General features: G+C 62.9%; 24 protein-coding genes. 13 read left to right on the top strand and 11 right to left on the bottom strand.

The window, feature by feature from the left end; genetic code table 11:
- Positions 1 to 43 precede the first annotated feature (43 nt).
- Positions 44 to 811, bottom strand: coding sequence for an SOS response-associated peptidase (locus M0654_RS16930; RefSeq protein ID WP_248684104.1), 768 nt, complete (start codon positions 809 to 811; stop codon positions 44 to 46).
- A gap of 45 nt (positions 812 to 856) precedes the next feature.
- Positions 857 to 1,183 (bottom strand): YnfA family protein, encoded by a 327-nt coding sequence (locus tag M0654_RS16935; RefSeq protein WP_248684105.1) that lies wholly within the window; start codon positions 1,181 to 1,183, stop codon positions 857 to 859.
- A 44-nt stretch (positions 1,184 to 1,227) separates the two neighbouring features.
- Between M0654_RS16935 and M0654_RS16940 the strand changes: the two genes are divergently transcribed.
- The 10 genes from M0654_RS16940 to M0654_RS16985 all read left to right on the top strand — a co-directional run bounded on the left by M0654_RS16940 (position 1,228) and on the right by M0654_RS16985 (position 7,039).
- Complete coding sequence (locus M0654_RS16940) at positions 1,228 to 1,524, top strand: type II toxin-antitoxin system RelE/ParE family toxin (protein WP_248684106.1); 297 nt, start codon at positions 1,228 to 1,230, stop codon at positions 1,522 to 1,524.
- A gap of 3 nt (positions 1,525 to 1,527) precedes the next feature.
- Entirely contained in the window at positions 1,528 to 1,827 is a 300-nt protein-coding gene (locus M0654_RS16945; RefSeq protein WP_248684107.1) for an addiction module antidote protein, read from the top strand.
- A gap of 11 nt (positions 1,828 to 1,838) precedes the next feature.
- Positions 1,839 to 2,252 (top strand): NUDIX hydrolase, encoded by a 414-nt coding sequence (locus tag M0654_RS16950; protein WP_248684108.1) that lies wholly within the window; start codon positions 1,839 to 1,841, stop codon positions 2,250 to 2,252.
- Positions 2,253 to 2,282: 30 nt separating this feature from the next.
- Positions 2,283 to 2,723: a TIGR02301 family protein gene (locus M0654_RS16955; protein WP_248684109.1), complete on the top strand. Its 441-nt coding sequence runs from the start codon at positions 2,283 to 2,285 to the stop codon at positions 2,721 to 2,723.
- Positions 2,724 to 2,823: 100 nt separating this feature from the next.
- Positions 2,824 to 3,081 (top strand): hypothetical protein, encoded by a 258-nt coding sequence (locus M0654_RS16960; protein ID WP_118849112.1) that lies wholly within the window; start codon positions 2,824 to 2,826, stop codon positions 3,079 to 3,081.
- 14 nt (positions 3,082 to 3,095) lie between these two features.
- Positions 3,096 to 3,929 (top strand): hypothetical protein, encoded by an 834-nt coding sequence (locus M0654_RS16965; RefSeq protein WP_248684110.1) that lies wholly within the window; start codon positions 3,096 to 3,098, stop codon positions 3,927 to 3,929.
- Positions 3,930 to 4,028: 99 nt separating this feature from the next.
- On the top strand, positions 4,029 to 4,871 hold the full coding sequence (gene ygfZ, locus M0654_RS16970) for a CAF17-like 4Fe-4S cluster assembly/insertion protein YgfZ (protein WP_248684111.1): 843 nt from the start codon (positions 4,029 to 4,031) through the stop codon (positions 4,869 to 4,871).
- A 50-nt stretch (positions 4,872 to 4,921) separates the two neighbouring features.
- A complete protein-coding gene (locus M0654_RS16975; RefSeq protein WP_248684139.1) occupies positions 4,922 to 5,503 on the top strand; it encodes a YfbR-like 5'-deoxynucleotidase in 582 nt (193 codons plus the stop codon).
- The gene (locus M0654_RS16980; protein WP_248684112.1) at positions 5,500 to 6,030 is read left to right on the top strand and encodes a tyrosine phosphatase family protein; all 531 of its coding nucleotides are present in this window, start codon (positions 5,500 to 5,502) and stop codon (positions 6,028 to 6,030) included. Before M0654_RS16975 ends, M0654_RS16980 begins: the two co-directional genes overlap by 4 nt.
- 115 nt (positions 6,031 to 6,145) lie before the next feature.
- The gene (locus tag M0654_RS16985; RefSeq protein WP_248684113.1) at positions 6,146 to 7,039 is read left to right on the top strand and encodes a mechanosensitive ion channel family protein; all 894 of its coding nucleotides are present in this window, start codon (positions 6,146 to 6,148) and stop codon (positions 7,037 to 7,039) included.
- Between the two features lie 78 nt (positions 7,040 to 7,117).
- Here the strand turns inward: M0654_RS16985 and M0654_RS16990 are convergent, their stop codons facing one another.
- Positions 7,118 to 7,810 carry an RES family NAD+ phosphorylase gene (locus M0654_RS16990; RefSeq protein WP_248684114.1) on the bottom strand — a complete coding sequence of 231 codons (693 nt, stop codon included), beginning with the start codon at positions 7,808 to 7,810 and terminating at the stop codon, positions 7,118 to 7,120.
- Complete coding sequence (locus M0654_RS16995; protein ID WP_248684115.1) at positions 7,807 to 8,196, bottom strand: MbcA/ParS/Xre antitoxin family protein; 390 nt, start codon at positions 8,194 to 8,196, stop codon at positions 7,807 to 7,809. Before M0654_RS16995 ends, M0654_RS16990 begins: the two co-directional genes overlap by 4 nt.
- Positions 8,197 to 8,323: 127 nt before the next feature.
- On the opposite strand from M0654_RS16995, the gene M0654_RS17000 reads away from it, so the two are divergent.
- Positions 8,324 to 8,857, top strand: coding sequence for a dihydrofolate reductase family protein (locus M0654_RS17000; RefSeq protein WP_248684116.1), 534 nt, complete (start codon positions 8,324 to 8,326; stop codon positions 8,855 to 8,857).
- Between the two features lie 18 nt (positions 8,858 to 8,875).
- Here M0654_RS17000 and M0654_RS17005 read toward each other — a convergent pair whose 3' ends face one another.
- The 7 genes from M0654_RS17005 to kaiC form a co-directional block, all read right to left on the bottom strand.
- Positions 8,876 to 10,810, bottom strand: a complete 1,935-nt coding sequence (locus M0654_RS17005) for a methyl-accepting chemotaxis protein (protein WP_248684117.1) — start codon at positions 10,808 to 10,810, stop codon at positions 8,876 to 8,878.
- Positions 10,811 to 10,970: 160 nt separating this feature from the next.
- Positions 10,971 to 11,789 (bottom strand): ABC transporter permease, encoded by an 819-nt coding sequence (locus tag M0654_RS17010; RefSeq protein WP_118849102.1) that lies wholly within the window; start codon positions 11,787 to 11,789, stop codon positions 10,971 to 10,973.
- Complete coding sequence (locus M0654_RS17015) at positions 11,786 to 12,574, bottom strand: ABC transporter ATP-binding protein (RefSeq protein WP_199925201.1); 789 nt, start codon at positions 12,572 to 12,574, stop codon at positions 11,786 to 11,788. Before M0654_RS17015 ends, M0654_RS17010 begins: the two co-directional genes overlap by 4 nt.
- Before the next feature lie 122 nt (positions 12,575 to 12,696).
- Entirely contained in the window at positions 12,697 to 13,737 is a 1,041-nt protein-coding gene (locus tag M0654_RS17020) for an ABC transporter substrate-binding protein (protein WP_118849101.1), read from the bottom strand.
- Between the two features lie 210 nt (positions 13,738 to 13,947).
- On the bottom strand, positions 13,948 to 15,432 hold the full coding sequence (locus M0654_RS17025; RefSeq protein WP_118849100.1) for a sensor histidine kinase: 1,485 nt from the start codon (positions 15,430 to 15,432) through the stop codon (positions 13,948 to 13,950).
- A gap of 18 nt (positions 15,433 to 15,450) precedes the next feature.
- On the bottom strand, positions 15,451 to 15,756 hold the full coding sequence (locus M0654_RS17030) for a circadian clock KaiB family protein (RefSeq protein WP_248684118.1): 306 nt from the start codon (positions 15,754 to 15,756) through the stop codon (positions 15,451 to 15,453).
- Between the two features lie 15 nt (positions 15,757 to 15,771).
- Positions 15,772 to 17,451: a circadian clock protein KaiC gene (kaiC, locus tag M0654_RS17035; protein ID WP_248684119.1), complete on the bottom strand. Its 1,680-nt coding sequence runs from the start codon at positions 17,449 to 17,451 to the stop codon at positions 15,772 to 15,774.
- A 204-nt stretch (positions 17,452 to 17,655) separates the two neighbouring features.
- Here kaiC and M0654_RS17040 point away from each other — a divergent pair, with 204 nt between their 5' ends.
- The gene (locus M0654_RS17040) at positions 17,656 to 20,364 is read left to right on the top strand and encodes a DUF2339 domain-containing protein (RefSeq protein ID WP_248684120.1); all 2,709 of its coding nucleotides are present in this window, start codon (positions 17,656 to 17,658) and stop codon (positions 20,362 to 20,364) included.
- The gene (locus tag M0654_RS17045; RefSeq protein WP_248684121.1) at positions 20,361 to 21,011 is read left to right on the top strand and encodes an HD domain-containing protein; all 651 of its coding nucleotides are present in this window, start codon (positions 20,361 to 20,363) and stop codon (positions 21,009 to 21,011) included. Before M0654_RS17040 ends, M0654_RS17045 begins: the two co-directional genes overlap by 4 nt.
- The last annotated feature ends 4 nt before the right edge of the window (positions 21,012 to 21,015 follow it).

Genomic DNA, 21,015 nt, shown 5'->3' on the forward strand with positions numbered 1-21,015 from the left:
CGCTCATCAGCGGTTCAATCTGCCCAGCCGCGGCCCGCGGCTTTCAGAACAGTGACATCTGGCGCGAATCCGCTTTCGCCTTTGCGGCAGAGGGCTCCACCGGCTCTGCCACCGGTACCGGCTTCTGCAACTCCGGCCCCATGTTGGAGACCTTGTTGACGAGGTCCGACACCGGCACCGCCTCGAAGAAATCTTCCTCCACCGGCTGCATCAGATGCGCCACCTCGCGCGGCTCCTGCGTCTTGCACTCCAGCCAGCGCTCGAAATCCTCCGGCTGGATGACCACCGGCATGCGCTCATGGATCTGCCGCATCGTCTTGTTGGCCTTGGTGGTCATGATGGCGGCTGTATCCACTTCCGAGCCATCGGCCGACGACCAGGTTTCCATCAGCCCGGCAAAGGCAATGATGCCGCCACGCTTCGGCCGGACCCAGTAGGCCTGCGGCTTGGCATCGCTTTCCTTTGGCGGGCGGCGCCATTCGTAAAAGCCGCTCGCCGGCACCAGCACGCGGCGGTGCCGCATGGCGGCCCGGAACGATGCCTTGCCGATGGCCGTTTCCGCCCGCGCGTTGAACAGCAGCGGGAAATCCTTGGGATCCTTCACCCAGCCCGGCAGGAAACCCCAACGGGCAAGCACCGCCTGACGCTCCGGCAGGTTACTGCCCGGCTGTCGACGCTCCGACGATACGACGATCAGGATCGGCTGGGTCGGCGCGATGTTGTAGCGCGCCGGGAAAGCACCCTCACCCAGCGCGTTCATGAACTCGTAGACTTCGTCGGAATCAGCCGTCAGCGCATAACGTCCACACATGGCCCAGAGATGGCATTGCGCCCGATGGGGGTCAAGCGAGGAGGGTCAGGCGCTCCGCGGCCCAAACAGGATAATCGCGCCGCCGACGAGGCACACTGCTGCGCCCAGGATATCCCAGCGATCCGGCACCCGCGCCTCGACCGCCCAGAGCCATAGAACCGAAGCGAAGATATAAATCGCGCCATAAGCGGCGAAGGTTCGCCCCGCAGCCTCGCTCGGCACCAACGCCAGCATCCAGGCGAAGACGACCAGCGACAGCACTCCCGGCGCCAGCCACCAGACGGAGCGGCCAAGCCTGAACCACGCCCAGAAGGCGTAACAGCCGGCGATTTCGGCAAGTGCGGCAATGGCGTAAAGCGCGTAGGTTTTCATGTGGCGGCACTTGAGGATTTGTAGCTTACACGCTACGTTGGTGCATGATCGACATCCTGCAGACCGATGTCTACTCGTCCTGGTTCGATAGGCTTAGAGATGAGCGGGCGAAGGCTCGGATCAACGCCCGCATCTTTCGCTTGTCGCGTGGAAATGCGGGAGATGTAAAGCCCATCGGGTCAGGCATCAGCGAAATGCGGATCGATTACGGTCCCGGCTACAGGATCTATTTCATCCGTCGCGGCCAGACGGTGATCCTGCTCCTGTGCGGCGGTGACAAGTCCACGCAATCCACCGACATCCGGTCGGCCAAGGCCTTGGCCGACGAACTGCGAGGTTAAACAATGACAGTGACGACGAAAAAGTGGGATGTCGCCGAGCACCTGGATAGTGATGAGCGGGTTGCCCTCTTCCTGGAAGCCGTGTTCGAGGAGGGTGATCCGGCGGACATTGCCGCGGCCATTGGGGAAGTTGCGCGCGCCCGCGGCATGACCCAGATCGCCAAGGATGCCGGGCTTTCACGGGAAAACCTGTACCGGTCGCTACGTGAGGATGGAAACCCGGAATTTGCCACGATCCTGAAGGTGATCCGGGCGATCGGTTATGACCTCACAGTCGTTCCTCAGAACGCGGCGGCCAAGTAATGGCCCCACCCATGCCCGCGCCACAAGCTGCGTCGTCCGCCATCCTGGAACGGGATGGGCGGTTCCTGCTGGTCCGGCGCATCAACCCGCCGTCGGCCGATCTGTTTGCCTTTCCGGGAGGGCGCGCGGAGCCTGGCGAAACGGCGGCGGAAACGGCGCTACGGGAACTCTACGAGGAAACTGGGATCCAGGCGCACAGCCCCACCCTGTTTGCGACCTATGACCTGAAGAGCGAGAAGGCTGGCGGGCAGCACTTCTTCCTGTCGGTCTTCCGGGTAGAGGCGGATATTAACATGGAGGCGATTGCCGCCGACGATGCCGCAGAGGCCGGCTGGTACACGGTGGACGAGATCCGCTCGCTTCCGGTTCCACCCAGTGTGCTTGAATGCGCCGAGAGACTGGCGGCAGACGCCAAACCCCGCTAAACACAAGAGAATCGTCACCTGGACATCTGCATGAAGAAGATTGCCCACATCACCTGCATTGCGCTGCTGACCCTGTCAGCGGCGCCGCCTGCAGGCGCGCAGTCTTCCAAGCAGAAGGCGGCAACACCCCCGCCACCGCCGCCGGCTGCGCCGGCCGAAGAAAAGCCCGCGCCTTACGACGCGCAACTGATCCGGCTTTCCGAAGTGCTCGGCTCGATCACCTATCTGCGCCGGTTGTGTGGCGCACCCGCAGCTCCCGATTGGCGTCAGTCGATGCAGCAGCTTCTTGATTCTGATACCGCCAACGAACCGAAGCGGCGCGAGCGGCTGACCGCCGCCTTCAACCGCGGTTACCGCACCTTTGCATCCGTCCATACCTCATGCACGGACGCGGCGCGCACGGCCGAAGAGCGCTACCGTAACGAAGGCGCAACACTTGCCACAGAAATTGCCGGGCGCTTTGGAAATTAGAGGATTATTTACCTCTTTTGGCAGCAGCCCGTGTCGTTTTGATAAAAGGCTGCTAAAGTTTTTAACGGGCTAGTAATCAAACGACGCCGAGGACGATAGAATGCAAACAGGCCGCAACGACATCGACGACATGATTGTGCATGAGAAGATGCAGGTTGCATTGGAGTATCAGAGTGAAGCCTGGGCAGACGGTCGCGCCGATGGCATCGAGCCGGAAATCATTGCCGATGCCGCGCTCGTTCTCGCCATGCGCGAGACGATTCGCATCCATGGTGAAACTGGTGCCGAAGCCCTGTTGGATTCCCTGAGAGACCGGATGCTGGCCGGCGAATTCTCTCCGGAGCGGAAGCTGCAATAACAAGCGAGGTTTCCATGCACGGCGCAGCGGAAACGAAACAGTCCACGACATTGGCGAAGACGATAGCCGCAACGGCGATGGCCTGCATGCTTTCGCTTGCGGCAGGCAATGCGTTTGCGCTTTCGCAGATCGCGCCCGCCTTCGAAGACCAGTCGGCAGAACACCAGGAGCCAGCCGAAGAATTCGTCCTCGAGGCTTTCGAGGGCACCACGTTGCCATCGCCGGGACCGGCGATCGATCGCTCCGGCCCGCAAGCTGAATCGGATACGGAAGCAGCCCCTGAGACTGAGACTGGCACTGGCACTGGCACTGGCACTGGCACGGGTGATGCGCAGGCACCTGCCCAGCCGGCGCAACAACCGGCCGCCAAGGCCGATGACGCCCCCGTCGAGATCATCCATGACCTGTCGACGCTTCCTGCGCCTGTGAAGGCGATGCGCGAGCAGATCGTCGAAGCCGCCGCCTCCGGCGATATCGAGCGGTTGCGGCCGCTGTTCGGCTCCGGCGACACCCAGACCACTGTCATGAACAACGAGTTCGATGACCCGATCGACGCGCTCAAGAACTTCTCGGGCGATGCGGAAGGCCAGGAACTGCTCGCCATCATGCTCGATATCCTGTCGACGGGTACCGCACGTTTCGACGCCGGCACACCGGACGAGGCATATGTCTGGCCGTATTTTGCCGGCAAGCCGCTGAAGACGCTGACGCCGCCGGAACGCGTCGACCTGCTTCGCATCGTCACCGCCGGTGACCTCGCCGGCATGGAAGAGAACGGCAACTACAATTTCTTCCGGCTCGGCATTGCGCCGGACGGCAAGTGGAAGTTCTTCTCCGGCGGCGACTGACCCGGTTGTCACCTTCCGCCGCCTCTCCCCGCCAAGCATCTTGTCCCGACCAGCCGGACGTCTTAACTCTCGGCTATCGAGAAACCGGATTTTCTTCCCATGCCTTCCGCCTATCTTCCGTCCCGAAGCTTCGTGCGCGTCTCCGGACCGGAGGCGCAGGATTTCCTGCAGGGCCTGATCACCACCGACGTGGAATCGATGCCGCCAAACCAGGCACGGCCGGGCGCATTGCTGACGCCGCAAGGCAAGATCCTCTTTGACTTCCTGATCTGGCGCGAGGGAGACGGCTTCCTGGTCGAGACGGATAACGAGCAGGTCGAAGCGCTGGTGCGGCGTCTGACCATGTACAAGCTGCGCGCCGCTGTCACGATCACCACCGCGGACGAAAAGGGTGTCAGCCTGTTCTGGGGCGACGATGCAGGTAATGCAGAGGTGAAGGACGCAGCCTTCGGAAAGGCTGGCATGGAGTTGTCACGCAAGCCCGGAAAACACACGGACGGGCCGGAAGACGCATACCTCACGCTCAGGGTCGAGAGCGGCATTCCCTCCGCGGGCCCCGATTACGCGTTGCAGGACGCCTTTCCCCACGACGTGCTTCTCGACAAGACGGACGGCCTGTCCTTCCGCAAGGGATGTTATGTCGGCCAGGAAGTCGTGTCGCGCATGCAGCACCGTGGCACAGCCCGCCGTCGCGTGGCGCTCGTCTCCGGCCAAGGCGCCCTTCCCGCGTCTGGCACGGAGATCATTGCCGGCGGCAAGCCGGTCGGCACGCTCGGCTCGGTGGCGGGCAACAAGGCACTTGCCATCGTGCGCATTGATCGCGTCGGTGACGCGATCACGGCAAGCACGCCGATCACCGCCGGGGATGTGCCTGTGACGCTCTCCCTGCCGGAATGGACGGAGCTTTCGTTTCCGACGGATGCGCAAGAGGCCGAACAGTGACCCCAGTGGCGGGCACAGCAAAAGTGGTCGCGGCGCGCGCCTGGCAGCGGATGCTGTCCGGTCGGCGGCTCGACCTGCTCGACCCCTCGCCGCTCGACGTGGAAATTTCCGACATCGCCCATGGGCTGGCGCGCGTGGCGCGCTGGAACGGCCAGACGCGCGGCGACCATGCCTTTTCGGTCGCCCAGCACTGCCTGGTGGTGGAGGAGATCTTCAAGCGGACGAACCCGGCCTTCGGGCCTGACGCCTTGCAGATGACGCTGCTGCATGATGCACCGGAATATGTGATCGGCGACATGATCTCGCCGTTCAAGTCGGTGGTTGGCGGCGGGTACAAGGCGGTGGAGCAGCGGCTGGAGGCAGCGATCCACCTCCGGTTCGGCCTGCCGCCACATCCGTCGCGCGAGTTGAAGGCGCTGATCAAGAAGGCGGATACGGTCGCCGCGTATTTCGAGGCGACGGAACTCGCAGGTTTCTCGATCACCGAAGCGCGCAAATATTTTGGCCAGCCACGCGGTATCTCGGCGGACATGCTGCCGATCGAGCCCATGCCGGCGCTCGAAGCGCAGGAAAAGATGCTGGCGCGTTTCCACGAGATCGAGGCGATGCGTGGTGCAGGCACACCCGCATGAGCAAGATCATCGTCTGCCCGCTTGCCAGCATTGCCGAGACTGCCGTCCGTCACGGCGCCACGCACCTCGTGAGCCTGATCGCCGAAAAGCAGGATTTCCACCGGCCCGGCCTCATCAGCCCTGAGCGGCACCTGAAGCTCGCGATGAACGACATCGCCTTTGCCGGCACTGGAGACCTGGTGGCGCCAAGTGCGGCGCATGTGGAGCGGCTGATCGAATTCGTGCGCGAGTGGGACGGGCAGACGCCAATGGTCGTGCATTGCTGGATGGGTGTGTCGCGCTCTCCGGCCGCTGCACTCATCTCGGTGCTTGCCATTCATCCCGAAGAGGATGATGCGGCCCTTGCCAAACGCTTGCGCAAGGCGGCGCCGCATGCGACGCCAAACCCACGGCTCATTGAACTCGGCGACAAGATTCTCGGCCGCAATGGCCGGCTGATCGCTGCCGTGAAGGCCATTGGCCGCGGTGCGGAGACTGATGGACGCGCCTCCTTCGTGTTGCCGCTGCGGGCGACGGTTGATTCGTAATAGCTAGCGATTCCAGCAGCTTACAGAAAACCAAAAAACATCACCCGATTGCCTTGACCTCCGGTGGGGTTGCGCCAATTACGAGACCTTCAGGAACAGTCCAAAGGCCGGCCGAATGGAGCAAGCGTCAGGTTTCGTCGTTGCGACGCGCGCAGCACTTGCGCAGCTGAGCGCATTGGCGGTCCAATACTCTTTCTCCGTCATCGGTGCGATCATCCTGCTGATCTTGGGCTGGCTGATCTCACGTGTCGTCAGCCGCTGGGCGCATAATGGCCTGTCGCGCATCCACGGCATCGATGCGACGCTTTCGCAGTTCTTCGCCAACATCATCCGGTACGCCATCATGGTGCTGGTCATCGTCATGGTGCTCGGCCAGTTCGGCGTGCAGACGGCCTCGATTCTCGCGGCGCTCGGCGCGATCGGCCTGGCCGTGGGCCTTGCCTTGCAGGGAACGCTGCAGAACATCGCGGCCGGCATCATGCTTCTCGTGCTTCGTCCATTTCGCGTCGGGGAATCGATCGAGACCGGCAACATCCAGGGCATCGTGGTGGATGTCGGGCTGTTTGCCACCGAGTTGAAAACCTCAGACGGCGTCTACCGGCTGGCACCGAACTCGACGCTGTGGAACGTGCCGATCACCAATTACAGCCGCCGCCCGACGCGCCGCAACGAGATCAGCGTGCGGATCGAGGCGACCGACGATCTTGCCCGCGCGCAAGCCAAGCTGATGGCGCTTGCCGGGCGCGACAAGCGCGTGCTGCGGGACCCGCCGCCGGTGGTTTATGTGGCGGATTTTGACGCTGGTGGCGCCACGATTACGCTTCGTTACTGGACAAGCAGCAGCGACTGGTGGATTTCCAGCCGTGAGCTGACGAAGGCGGCGAAACTTGCCTTCGGCAAGCAGCCCGAAGGAATTCCAGACCCTCAGGTATCTTCCCACGATGCTCCCGGTGAGAGCGGACCTCCGGCGCCCCTGGGCGCGGACGAACCGGGCAGCGTGCGGACCTGAAGGAAAGGATGCATCGGGTCCGGCCTGAACGAGGAGGCCGGACCCGATGCGCAACCTTGAGCTTATGAATCCGGCGGCTCAGACGCCCTGCACGGTGAAATCTTCCGAACCCGTCCAGACGAAATCCCAAGAGCCCCCCGGTCGCACGTTGCGGATCGCCGTCGGCTCAAAGGCCACGAGGCACCGGCCACCCTCGTGCCGCACCGACGGGTAGATGAGGCCCGGAAACTCCTCGCGCCGTAGCCGTTCGGCCAGAGCCTGACCTTGCGGGTAGCCGACAGCCGGATCCGCGTTCAGCGAGGGATGCCCCGGCTCGTCGGTGATGTCGGCGAACTCGCCGATGAAATCTGCCAGAAGTTCAACGTAGCGGGCGGTGTCATGGAAGATGCCGACATACCGAAGCTCGCGGGTGCGGTGAAACGCGACTTCGGCGACGGAGGTCATCGTCTCCCAGCTGCAATACCAGGCGCCACGGCTTTCGTCGTTGAAGCGATTGCCGCCGGCGCGCGTGTAGGTGAAGGCCGCGTTGATGTGGCTGTTGCCATAGACCTGCAGGTCATGCTTGCGCCGCTTCCAGGCAAGTTCGCGACGGTCGAGATGCAGGTTGAGGCCGCGTTCCGCGGTCAGCCGGGCGCTGGTCATGCCTTCAATCTCGGTCAGGATGTCCAGCTCGGTATCGCTGTCGACAAGACCGCGCAGGCTGGGCGGCTTGTGGTAGGTCGCCGGGATGAGCCGCACGAGGCCCCGCTCGCGCAGCGTGGTGACGATCACTGTCCACCCCGCAGGGCATCGAGGTAGTTGCGGACGCGCAGGAACTGCGGCAGCCCCTCCTCGATGAGTGTATCGACCGGGCGGGCGCCGTTAAACAGTGGCCCGCTGTTTGGAAGCGTCATCCATTGCGCTGCGATCGGCTCACTGAAATAAAGCTTCAGCGCCTTGTAGATGCCGATGATGGCGCTGAGCCGCAGCATCTGGTCCTTGCCGAGGCCGCCGGTGTAACCGGGCTTGCGTGCCCGCTTCCAGGTGCTCTCGGACATATCGGCAAGTGCCGCCGCCTCATGCAGGGCAAGGCGCCATTCGCTCGCCACGTTGCCGAAGGCCTTCAGAGCAACCGCCGCCATGTCCTCGGCATCATGTCGTTTGGCAGCTACTTCCACGTGGCTCTCCTTTCGTACTTAAGCTGAACATAGTCCAGATGGTCCGGATGTAAAGGTCTTTTGGCCTGCGTTGCTGCGGAAGGGATGCTGAGCTACGATCCCGCCGCTCAACGGGAGGAGTGGGTGCATGGCCAAGCTGGTCTTTGCGCTGAACCAGTCGCTCGACGGTTACATCGATCACATGAGGATGGGACCGCCAGATGCCGCGCTGTTCCGGCACTATATCGATGATGTCAGAAGCCTTTCCGGCCTGATCTACGGCCGGCGCATGTATGAGACGATGCGCTATTGGGACGACGAGCATGCCGAGTGGGATGGACCACGGCGGGAATATGCACAGGCGTGGCGCGCCCAGCCAAAATGGGTCGTGTCACGTACACTCCAGGCCGTGGGTCCGAATGCGATGCTCATTTCTGATGACCTCGAGGCGGCGGTGCGAAGTCTGAAGGCGGATCGTGACGGGGAGATGGAGGTGGCCGGGCCGGAACTGGCGCAGGCGCTGGGCGAGCTTGGGCTGGTGGATGAATATGGTATCTACATCCATCCGGAGGTGCTGGGCAGCGGCCAGCCGTTGTTTGCCGGCCCGAGGCCGCGGCTGCGCCTCGTGGACAGCCAGAGGATCGGCGGGGACGTGGTGCGGTTGACCTACACCCCCGCATGACAGTTCAAACGGACTGGCCTAGAAGTCCTGCCAGTCGTGTGCAGCAACCGCTGCATTGCCTTCAAAACGTGGTGCTGCCTGTGCGCGACGGGTGCGAGAGGTTTCCGGTGCTGCCATGGCAGACGCCGTGTGGCGCAGCGCGCTCACCGCACCGCTTGCCATGCCATCGAGCTGGAAACGCGCCACGAGGTCACGAAGCTTCTCGGCCTCGGCCGCCAGCGTTGCCGCAGCCGCGGTCGATTCTTCGACCATTGCGGCGTTCTGCTGGGTGGTCTGGTCCATGGCGTTGACGGCGGAATTGACTTCCGCCAAGCCGGTCGACTGTTCGCGTGCCGAAAGGCTGATCGCGTCCATGTGCTTATTGATCTCGGAGATGAAGCCGCCGATCGTGCCGAGCGCGATACCGGTCTTGCGCACCAGGGTGACGCCGTTTTCAACCTCGCCGGCAGAGTTCTGGATCAACTCCTTGATTTCCTTCGCAGCCTTGGCAGACCGCTGGGCCAATTCGCGCACTTCCTGTGCGACAACGGCAAAGCCCTTGCCTGCATCACCGGCGCGGGCCGCCTCGACACCGGCATTCAGCGCCAGCAGGTTCGTCTGGAAGGCAATCTCGTCGATCACGCCGATGATGCTGGAGATCTGCTGCGAGGAATCCTCGATGCGGCGCATCGCATCTTCGGCGTGATGCACGACTTCGGTGGAGCTTGCGGCGCTTTCGTTTGCCTTCACCGCGATGGTGCGGGCTTCTTCCGTGCGCTTGGCCGAGCTTGTCACGTTGGCGGTGATCTCGTCGAGCGCCGCTGCAGTTTCTTCCAGCGCCGCTGCCTGCTGTTCGGTGCGCTTCGAAAGCGCAGTGATACCCGTGGAGATCTCGCGGGTGCCGTTGTCCATGCCGTGGATGCTGTGCGAGATCGTCGTCAGCGTATCCGCGAGCTGGCGGACGGACTGGTTGAAGTCGTGGCGCAAGCCTTCGAAGTCCGGCGCAAAGGCTTCCTCGAGCTGGAAGGCAAGATCACCTTCGGCAAGGCGACGCAGCCCGACCGCAAGGCCGGAGGTCGCCGCGCGCAGGCGTTCGGCCGCATCGGCTTCGGCACGCTGCTGCGCGGTGATACGGTCGGCTTCAGCCTGCCGGCGGGCCGCTTCCGCTTCCTCTTCCAGGCGCTTGTTGGCAATCGCTGCCTGGCGGAACACTTCAACGGCACCGGCCATCGAGCCGACCTCATCGGTCCGGCCGGTGAACGGGATTTCGGACTGGGTATCGCCTTGCGCAAGGCGGCGCATGGCGCCATCGATGCGCAGGATCGGGTTTGCGATGCCGCGCACCGCAAAGACCATGGCGAGCACACCGACGAGTGCGGTGAAGATGCTGAGACCGTAGAAGATCGTCAGGCCGCTCTGCTTCAGTTCTTCGCTTTCCCGCGCGAACTTGGCGACATTCGCGTCATTCAGCGCGACAAGCGCCAGCGCCGCTTCAGCGATCTGGTTGCCAAAGGGTTCGACATCGCGGTTGAAGGCGAGCTTTGCCTGACGTTCGCTGCCATTGCGCGACAGGGTGACGACTTCGTCGCCTGCCTTGACGAGGTTGGTGAAGTTTTCGCCGATCACCTTCAGCAGCTCGGCTTGGCGGGTATCGCCCGGGCCAAGCACGCGCTCGGAGTCCGCGACCGCCTTTTCAATGCGGCTGCGCTCAGCGGCGATCTTGGCTTCGGCCTCCAGCGCCAGGGTATTGTCCGGAGAGATGATGTGCTGGACATAAGCCAGACGAAGGCTCGCAACCGCGGCATCGATGTCCTTCGACTGCGCCAGACGCGGAAGCAGATCCGTCGCAATCGTGTCCGTTTTGGAGTCGAGCTCAAACATTTCGTAGATCCCGGTACCTGAAAGAGCTGCACCGGAAAGAGAAAGGCATGCAAAGGCACTAATTAAGGATAGTCTTACTGAAGGACGTTTCACCTAATACTCCAGCCAAAAGGACCCGTTGAAGGTGCCAGATTTGCTGGAAAACTCTTAAGGAAGTACGGACAATTCTAACTGCACATGCCTTGCTGAAGCTTCAGCCAACGTTTTTCATCCGACGACAAGTTCGCCGGATGTAAATGCGACAACATATGCTTCAGTGCGACATGGACGAGCGGTGCGCCCAGCCGGTCATGCGCATCTCGACCCAGGCCATCAACGCATACATGGCGATGCCTTCGATCGCGAGCATCAGGAGACCCGCGAACACCAGCGGCACGTTGAACATGCTCTGGGCCGAGCTCATCATGTTGCCGAGGCCGTAGTTCGAGGCGACGGTTTCGGAGACGACGGAGCCGACGAAGGCAAGCGTGATTGCCACCTTCAATGATCCGAAGAAATACGGCATCGAACGCGGGATGCCGACCTTCAGCATGATGTCCATCTTCCGTGCTCCGAGCGCCCGCAGCACGTCCTCGGTTTCCGGCTCGATGGTGGCAAGGCCGGTCGCGACATTGACGACGATCGGGAAGAAGGAAATCAGGAAGGCGGTTAGGATGGCCGGCACGGCACCGATGCCGAACCAGATGACGAGGATCGGCACCAGCGCGACCTTGGGGATGGCGTTAAAGCCGATCATCAGCGGATAAAGCCCGGCATAGATGGTCTTCGACCAGCCGATGAAGAGACCAAGTCCCAAGCCGGCGACCACCGCAATCGCGAAGCCGACAGTGGTGGTGTAAAGCGTCTGCAGCGAGTTCTTCCAGATCGGCGACCAGTATTGCACGATTGCCGCAAAGACGCGCGACGGCGCCGGCAGGATGGTCGGCGGCATGTCGAGGAAGATAACCAGCAGTTCCCAAACTGCAAACAGGCCGATCGTGTAGAGCCAGGGCGCCAGCTTCACCAGCGCGATGCCGGACGACATGGATGCGACGGGTGCTGCGGGCTTGTTTTCTTCTGCAATCGCGCTCATGCCGCCACCCTCGCCTTGGCGATTTCGCCATGCAGTTCATGCACCATGTCGTTGAACCCCTTTTCGTACATCACTTCGAGGTCGCGCGGCCGCTCGAATGGCACGACATGTTCCTTGAGGACGCGGCCCGGGCGGGCGCTCATCACGAAGATCCGGTCGGCGAGGAAGGTGGCCTCGCGCAGGTCATGCGTCACCAGTACGATGGTCACGCCCTGGGCGGCGTGCAGGTCGCGGATTACGCACCAGAGTTCCTCGCGGGTGAAGGCATCGAGCGCACCGAAAGGCTCGTCGAGCATCAGCAGTTCCGGCTCGTGGATCAGCGCCCGGCAGAGATTGGCGCGCTGTTGCATGCCGCCGGAAAGCTGCCAGGGAAACTTTGAGCCGAAACCTTTCAGGCCGACGATCTCGAGCAGGTGCTCGGCCTTTTCGACATATTCCTTCTTATGTGCCCGTAGCCGGTGGCGATGTTTCTCGACGATCTCGAGCGGCAGGAGAATGTTGTCGAGCGTCGTGCGCCAGGGCAGCATGGTCGGGTTCTGGAAGGCCATGCCGACGATCGAGACCGGTTCGGTCACCAGCTTGCCCGCCACGAGCACCGCGCCGCGCTGCGGCAGATGCAACCCGGTGACCAGCTTCATGAGGGTGGACTTGCCGCAGCCCGACGGACCGACAACGGCCGCAAACTCGCCCTTGCCCACCTTCATGTTGAGGCCCGAGACGGCGAGTGTTCCCGCCGCACCGCCATAACGCATGTCGACATCTTCAATGGAAACGAGGTGGTGCATGCAGTTCATCTTTCCTGTCGATCGCCTGTTGATCGCCCCTCATCCGCGTCGGGGTCCCTTCTCCTGTCAGACCCCTCTCCCCGCCTGCGGGGAGAGGGTTAGGCTGAGGGGCAAGCGGAGCCTTACGGCAGCATGCGCTCTTCCTTGGCGGGCAGGTAGCTGGCGTCGAAGATCTGCTCCGGCTTTACATTGCCCTTGAGGCCCATCGAAAGCTTCAGCGTCTCGATGGACGCTGCAAGGCGCTCGGCATCGATGCCACCGAAGCCGTTCTCGACGACGTAAGGCGTCTTGATGTTCATGGCGTTCGCCATGTTCAAGCGCTCCAGCTCGATGTCCTTGCTCAGCGTCTCGTTGCGCTTCAGGACGGCTGCCACGCCTTCTTCCGGATTGGCGACGGCATCGGCAAAGCCCTTGGCAAGCGCACGCATGAAGCCCTTGACGGCATCCGGGTTCTTTTCAGCGAAGTCGGCGTTGACGGTGACGCCGTTGCCGTAGAGGTTGAGGCCGTTTTCCGCCATCAGGATGGTGGCGATGTCCTCGTCCTTCACGCCCTGGGCCTTCAGGTTGAGGATGACCGAGAAGGCAAAGCCGAACACGGCATCAACCTGGCCCTGCGCCAGCATCGGCTCGCGCACCGGGAAGCCGATCGACTCCAGCGTGATCTTGGAGTCGTCGATATTGGCGACCTGCTTGAAGGCCTTCCATTGGGCAAATGCGCCATCCGGCGGCGGTGCGCCGAGTTTCTTGCCTTCGAGCGACTTCGGATCGGTGGTGACGCCGAGCGACTTGCGGCCGACAACCGCAAAGGTCGGGCGCTCGTATACCATCATGATCATCTTGATCTTCTGGCTCGGGTCCTCGTCGAGGAACTTGATCAGCGAGTTGATATCACCGAAGCCGAACTGGTAGGCGCCGGTTGCGACACGCGGGATCGCCTCGACCGAGCCGTTGCCGGTGTCGATCGTGACATCCAGACCCTCGGCCTTGAAGTAACCCTTGTCCTGCGCCAGCAGGAAGCCGGCGGCCGGACCTTCGAACTTCCAGTCCAGCGTCAGCTTGACGGCGGTTTCAGCCAGCGCCGGCGCGGCGGGAAGAGAGAAGCCGGCACCGAGCGCCAGAACGGCGACGGCGGACAGCTTGGAAAGCATTCTGCGCGAGATCATGAAAATTGCCCCCTGAAGGTTTTGTTATCGGGGGTATTTCAACCGTGTCTATTGCTCGTGCGCAAGTCGAAAATGCATACAAAGTGATCATGTTTTTTGTGTGATTATTTCCTGTGCATTGCCTGCATTCTCTGGCAGCAAAAAGCCTCACGTTTGGTCACGCGAGGCTTGAGGATGGTTGGCTGGCGGTCTTTTCCACAGCGTCGGCAATCAGGCTGCCACGAGATCCTCTTCCGGGATGCGAATCCGGCAGCGGAGGCCTTCGGGCGGATATTCGAGATCCGCCCCACCGTTTGAAGTATATTGCAGGCTGCGGGTGATGACCGTCTGGCCAAAGCCGCGCTTGCTCGGCGGGTGCACGACCGGGCCGCCACTCTCGACCCATTCGATGCCGAGCCAGGCTTCGCCTTCGTTGCGGGTGACCTTCACCTGCACGCGGCCGGTCTCATTGGAAAGCGCGCCGTATTTGACGGCATTGGTCGCCAGTTCGTGGATGACAAGGCCGAGCGCAATGGCCGCGCGCGGCAGCACCTTGGCCTCGATGCCCTCCACCTTCAGGCGGGCCTGAGCACTCGACACAAAGGGATCAAGCTCGGCGCTGACGATCTCCGCAATCGAGATCGACGACCAGCTGCGGTCGGCGAGCAGGTTGTGGGTGGCGGCAAGCGCCTGGATGCGGCCGGTAAAGGCGGCCTGGAAGCCCTGCACGGTTTCTTCCGTCGAGGCGGTGCGCTTGCAGATCGACATCACCAGCGCCAGCGTGTTCTTCACGCGGTGGTCGAGCTCGCCCATCAAGAGAAGCTGCTGCTTTTCAGCTGCCTTGCGCTGCGACAGGTCGACCATGGTGATGACGCAGCCGCTCACCTTGTCGCTGCCGACCCGAAGCGGTGCTGCCGACAACAACACGTCCTTGACGCGGGGCGCCTGCGAGGCGACGGCTTCGATGCCCTGGACGGAGGTGCCGGAAACGGCAAGCGACACGATGTCTTCCGTCTGCAAGAGACCGGTGGAGTCGGTCAGCTTCAGCGGGATGATATCGGAGAAGACTTCGCCAACCGGGTTGCCGTTGTAGATTGCGGACACCGCTGCGTTGGCATGGGTGATGACGCCGTTGGTATCGCAGACCACGACCGCCTCGTTGGCCGAGGCGATGATGGAATGGGCCGCGCGCTCGGAAGCCTCGGCGGAAGCGGCGCGCACCTTTGCGGTGATATCGGTGAAGGTAACGGCAAGGCCGCGGGTGACGCCGAGCTGCAGGGGAGCGGCCGAAACCAGCAGCTGCATCTCCCGCGAATCCACGACAACCGCAATCTCGGCCGTCTGCTTCGTTTGTTTCGCCGCCTCGATGAGCCCGCGAACCGTTACAAGCGTTTCCTCGTCAAGCACGGCGGCGATATGGCTGGCGTCGATCGTATCGTCCGGCAGGTGCAGCAACTCGCGCAGCGCCTTGTTGGCATAGAGCAGGCGATTGCTGTCATCAAAAGCTGCGGCGCCGAGGTCCATGGCCTCCATGAAGCTGTGGTAGGAGGTGCCCCCTTCGAGCGTGAAGACCTCGTCTTCGCGGCGCGGGTTGCGCACCACCAGCGCGTCGACCTCACCCTCGCGGATAGCCCGCAGCGTGTCTTCCGCTTCTTCCAGACGGCGGCGAAGCTCGTCCATACTCAAGTTATCGTAGGCCGATACCGCAATCGCCATGCCCATCACTCCAGATCCTTATTCGTCGCCCACTTTCAGGTGCACCAGAACCTTTTCGCGGTCGGACAGGTCACCGATAATCTTGCGGATCGGAGTCGGGAGCTGGCGTACCAGCGTCGGAATGGCCACGATGTTATGCTCGCGGGCAAGCTGTGGCGCCTTCTTCAGGTCGATCACCTCAACGGCATATTTGCCCGGTTCGTTTTCGTCGCAGATGCGCTGCAGGTTGGCGATCGCGGCAAGCGACTTCGGCGTCTGGCCGGCGACGTAAAGAACAAGCTTCAAGGGCTCGTTCGGGCTGGCGAATTCTGTAGCGTCCTGCATTGTCAAATCCTTCCGTCAAACACGACGGCTTTGTTCCATGAGAGCGCGGTCGGCTTCCAGCTGCGCCCGGTAATTCTCTTCTTCCAACCGCAAGCGGTTGAGTTCCGCCTCGTCGGCCTGCATCTCGTCCTGCAAGGCTTCGATCTGCGCCTGCGCCTGCCTCCTGCGCTTCTCGACAGATTCCGACAGCCGCTCCACTTCCGCGCGCCGCGCAAGCTCCGCGCGGCGAAGCTTTGCTTCCTCTGCACGCCGGGCCGAGCCGGTGAGCGCACGCCCCTCGCCGAGGTAAGGCGGGATGAGCGTGATGCCCGTGTCGCTCATCACGAACTCGCGCACCTGGTTGGAGTGCGACATGCCGCGCGCCTTCAGCAGATAGAGCTCGCGATTGAACTCGCCGTTTGCCTCGCGGTTCAGGAGCAAGATCCATGCATCCATCAACGAAGACATGCCCACATCGGTTTCAGTCGCGCCGTCCTGAGAATGCATGAGGTGCGAGAAAACGCCGGTAATGCCGTTCGACTTGAGGAAGTCGACCATCCGCAACAGCATGGCCTGAACTTCCAGCTGGTCGGCATTGCCGATAAAGGCGGAAATCGGATCGAGGACCACCAGCGACGGCCCGAAACGCTGAACCTCGCGCAACATCACGGCCAGGTGCATTTCCAGACTGTAAAAGGTCGGACGGGCAGCAATGTGTCGCAGCATGTCCGTGTCCATGTATGGCTGCAGGTCGACGCCGATCGAGCGCATGTTACGCACAGACTGTGCCGCCGACTCTTCGAACGAGAAGTAGAGCGCCTTTTCGCCACGCGCGCAGGCGGCACTTGCAAAACAGGCCGAGACGGAGCTTTTGCCGGATCCCGCCACGCCACTCAGCAGGATGCTGCTGCCGCGATGGAAACCGCCGCCGCTCAGCATCGCATCGAGATCCGCGATGCCGCTCGAGATCGGCTCGTCATAGACCTTGTGGTTGAGGCCGAGCGCGCTGACCGGCAGGACGGAGAAGCCATCTTCGTCGATGAGGAACGGATATTCGTTGGTGCCGTGCGCCGTGCCACGATACTTGACTATCCGCAGGCGGCGGGTCGAGACCTGGTTGTGGACACGGTGGTCGAGCAGCAGAACGCAATCCGAAACGTATTCTTCCAGCCCCTGGCGCGTCAGCGTACCATCACCACGTTCTGCGGTGATGACGGTGGTCATGCCACGGTCCTTCAGCCAGTCGAACAGGCGCCGGATCTCGGCACGCAGGATGGCCGGATTGGTGAAGGCGGAAAACAGGCTTTCGATCGTATCGAGAACGATGCGCTTGGCGCCGACCTGCTCGATGGCAAGTTCCAGCCGCAGGAACAGCGCCTCGAGATCGTAATCGCCAATTTCCGCGACTTCGGACGGATCGACCGCGATATGCTCGATCCAGATCTTGCCCTCGTCGATGAGCTTGTCCATCTCGAAGCCGAGGGACGCGACATTGTTGATGATATCGACAGGGCGCTCTTCGAAGGTGACGAAAACGCCCGGCTCATCGAACTGTCGCGCGCCGTTCAGAAGAAAGGTCGAGGCAAACAGCGTCTTGCCGCAACCGGCCGAGCCGCAGACGAGCGCCGGCCTGCCGGTGGGCACCCCCCCGAGCGTCAGCTCGTCGAAACCATCGATACCCGTGGGTGACTTGGTGATCCCCTTGGATTCCGTCATCTATGTCCGTCCCCGTCCAGCCCCACCAACCTGGACCGGATATTCGTTGAAGTCCAAGCGCTTGCCCATGAAATAGAGAAGTGACGGAAAATAACAACACTTTCCACCGGCCGCTGATGAATTTGCACGCAATGGTTGGCGCTTCCCTTCTTTCCCAAGCCGACTGTATAACCCTTGGAACAAAACTGTCAGGTGAGCGTGCCGATGATTGAAATCCTCCTCCTTGTTCTGGTGCTCACGATGGTCGGCATGCATCGCCGCACGTCGGCCCGCGTTTCCGAGCTGGAGAAGGAGGTACAGGCGGTCAAGGTGGAGCTTTCACGCCGCCAGGTGGCGCCTGCAGAGGCTTCCGATCAAGCGCTTCTGGAAGCGGTGATCGGCACCGATGCCGCCGCAGAACCGGAGGCTGCCACGGCCGCGCCGGACGCGATGGCCGAAATGCCGGCAATCGTCGAGACGGTCGAGGAGCCGACACTTGCAGAAGCCGACGCTGGCCGCCGCAAGGAGAGCCTTGAGAGCTACCTCGGCGCCCGCTGGCCGGTGTGGGTTGGTGGCGTGGCGCTCGCCTTCGGCGGCATCTTCCTCGTACGCTACTCGATCGAGGCTGGCCTGCTCGGCCCCGCCGCCCGCCTGACGCTCGCCTGCCTCTTCGGCCTGGTGCTGATCACCGGTGGCGAGATCCTGCGCCGGCGCGCCATGCCGCAGATGTCGGAACGCTTCAACAATGCCATGGTGCCAGGCGCGCTCACCGCTGCCGGCGCCGTGACGCTGCTTGGCGCGACATTTGCGGCGCATGCGATCTACGACTTCATCGGGCCGGCCACCGCCTTCCTGCTCCTCGGACTGATCTCCTTCGGCACGATCGCGCTTTCGCTGCTGCATGGGCAGGCGCTGGCGGGGCTCGGCCTGCTGGCCTCGCTGCTGACGCCCGCGCTGGTGTCCACCGAGGAACCCAATGCCAATGCCCTCTTCGGTTTCCTGGCGCTGACCTGGCTTGCCGTCAGCGCCGCCTCGCGCATCCGGGAATGGACCGTGGCGCCGATGCTCGCCAATATCGGCATGGGGCTGTGGGTGACGCTTTATGTCATTGGTGTGGAACCCTTCGACCCGCTGCCGCCGGCGCTCGCAATGATCGTCACCATTGCCGGGACCGGCTTCTTCTGGCCCGGCAACGCGTATGCACTGGCAGACGACGGTCGGCCCGGCTGGTGGGGCCTGCTGCGGCGCCCGCCGCTCAAGGTCATCCTTTCGCTCTCGCTGATGACGGTGTTGCCGGCGCTCGCCATGCTGGCCGTGCCGGCTGCGCCGACGGCGGACATGCTTTTTGCCTCAGGCGCGGTGATCGCCGCGCTGGCGGCAGTGGGCGCGAGCCATGTCTATGCGCCATGGGCAGCGATCAATGCGGCCGCCGGGGCAGTGCTCGCGGTTGCCGGCACCGCCCTCACCTGGCTCGACTTCTATGCGCCGACGCCGATCGCCGGCCAGGAAACACCGATCAAGACCTTCACGCCGGAGATAGCTGTCAGCCTGCTGCTGGGCGGCGTCTTTACCCTGCTTGGGTTTGCATTCCTGCGGCGCTTCCGTCGCGAGCGCGAGTTCTCGATGCTCTGGGCTTTCCTGATGCCAGCGGTGCCGGTGACGCTGGCGACGATCAGCTTCCTCAACTTCGGCAATCTCGGCCGCGACTGGACGCATGGCCTCTATGGACTGGCGCTCGGGCTGGTGCTGCTCGCCGGCACCGAATGGCTGTCGCGCCGGACCGACGATGCGCCTGACGCCATGGACTGGCCGGCCAACCTGCTCGTCGCTGGCTCCTTTGCCGGCTTCGCGCTGGCGCTGCACACGCTGACGAACGGCATCACCACAACGATCGGGGTGGCACTGCTCGGCTTTGCCTATGTGCTGGCGATGCGCGTGAAGACCTGGCCCGCGCTGCCCTGGATGATGGCGGCCGCGATCCTGATCGTCTTCGGCCGCATTGCCTGGGAGCCGACGCTGATCGGCCCGAGCAGCCTTGGCACCACGCCGTTCTTCAACGCGCTGCTGCCGGGCTACGGCATCCCGACGCTGCTTGCGATCGTTACCGCCTGGATGCTGAAGGACTCGCCGGATGTGCGCATCCGCAACGTGATGCAGGCCCTTGCCTCGCTTGCTGCGCTGATCACGGTCGCGGTGCTGGTGCGCCACGCGATGAATGGCGGCGTGCTCGACAGCCGCACGCCAACGCTCGGCGAGCAGTCGATCTATACGCTGGTCACCGTCGGCTTCTCCGGCGTGCTGATGATGCTCGACTTCAAGTCGCCGAGCCCGGTCTTCCGCTGGGGCTCGATGCTGGCCGGCGTGGTGGCGACGCTCAACGTACTGTCGCTGCATGTCTTTGCGCTGAACCCCTTCTTCAGCGGCGAAAACACCGGCCCCTGGCCGTTCTTCAACCTGCTGTTCCTGGGCTACCTCCTGCCGGCGCTGGCCTATGGGATCGTCGCCTACCAGGCGCGCGACCGCCGCCCGCAGCCTTACGTGGCGATGCTGGCGGTGGCCGGGGCGATCCTCGGCTTCCTGTGGGCGACGCTTTCGGTGCGCCGCTTCTGGCAGGGTGAGAACATTGCCGACTGGAAGGGCTTCCTCGCCGGCGAGACCTATACCTATTCGGTGGTCTGGCTGCTGATCGGCGTGCTGCTGCTCGTGCTCGGCTCACGGCTTGATGCAAAGAGCCTGCGGCTGGCATCTGCGGCGCTGGTGCTGACGGCTGTGGCGAAGGTCTTCCTCATCGACATGTCGAACCTCGAAGGCATCCTGCGGGCGCTGTCCTTCATCGGGCTTGGCGCAGTCCTGATCGGCATCGGGCTGTTCTACCAGCGGATCCTGGTGAAGAAGACCGATCATCCGGCCGACAACGGGGAAAAGACGGCGTGACAGCTTCCATCAGTTCTGCCTTTGCACCGCATGAGGAGCTTGCGGCGCGCCTGATCCCGTTTGCCGCCGAAGGCGACGACGGCTCGCACGACATTGCCCATATCCTGCGCGTCTTCAAGAACGCCATGCGCATCCAGACGGAGGAAGGCGGGAACGCGACGATCCTCGCGGCGGCGGTGCTGCTGCATGACTGCGTGTCGGTGGAAAAGAACTCGCCGCTCAGGTCGCAGGCGTCCAGGCTTGCGGCGGAGAAGACCTCGCAGATCCTGACCGACCTCGGCTGGAGCACGGCGGATGTGGAGGCGGTGGCGCATGCCGTTCTCACCCACAGCTTTTCCGCCAATATCGCGCCGGAAACGCTGGAAGCAAAGATCCTGCAGGATGCCGACCGGCTCGATGCCATCGGCATGGTGGGTGCGGCGCGTTGTTTCTACATCGCCGGCCGGATGGCGTCAGGCCTCTACGACCCGATCGATCCGCTTGCAAAGCAGCGACCGCTGGACGACAAATCCTATGCCATCGACCATTTCGAGGTGAAGCTGTTCAAGCTGGCGGACGGGTTCCAGACCGCCACTGGGCGTACACTCGCGGCTGAGCGGCACCAGCGGCTGATGGCGATCCGCGACATGTTCATGGACGAAATCTAGGAGA

The organism is Neorhizobium turbinariae (assembly GCF_023223505.1).
Taxonomy (GTDB): Bacteria; Pseudomonadota; Alphaproteobacteria; order Rhizobiales; family Rhizobiaceae; genus Neorhizobium; species Neorhizobium turbinariae.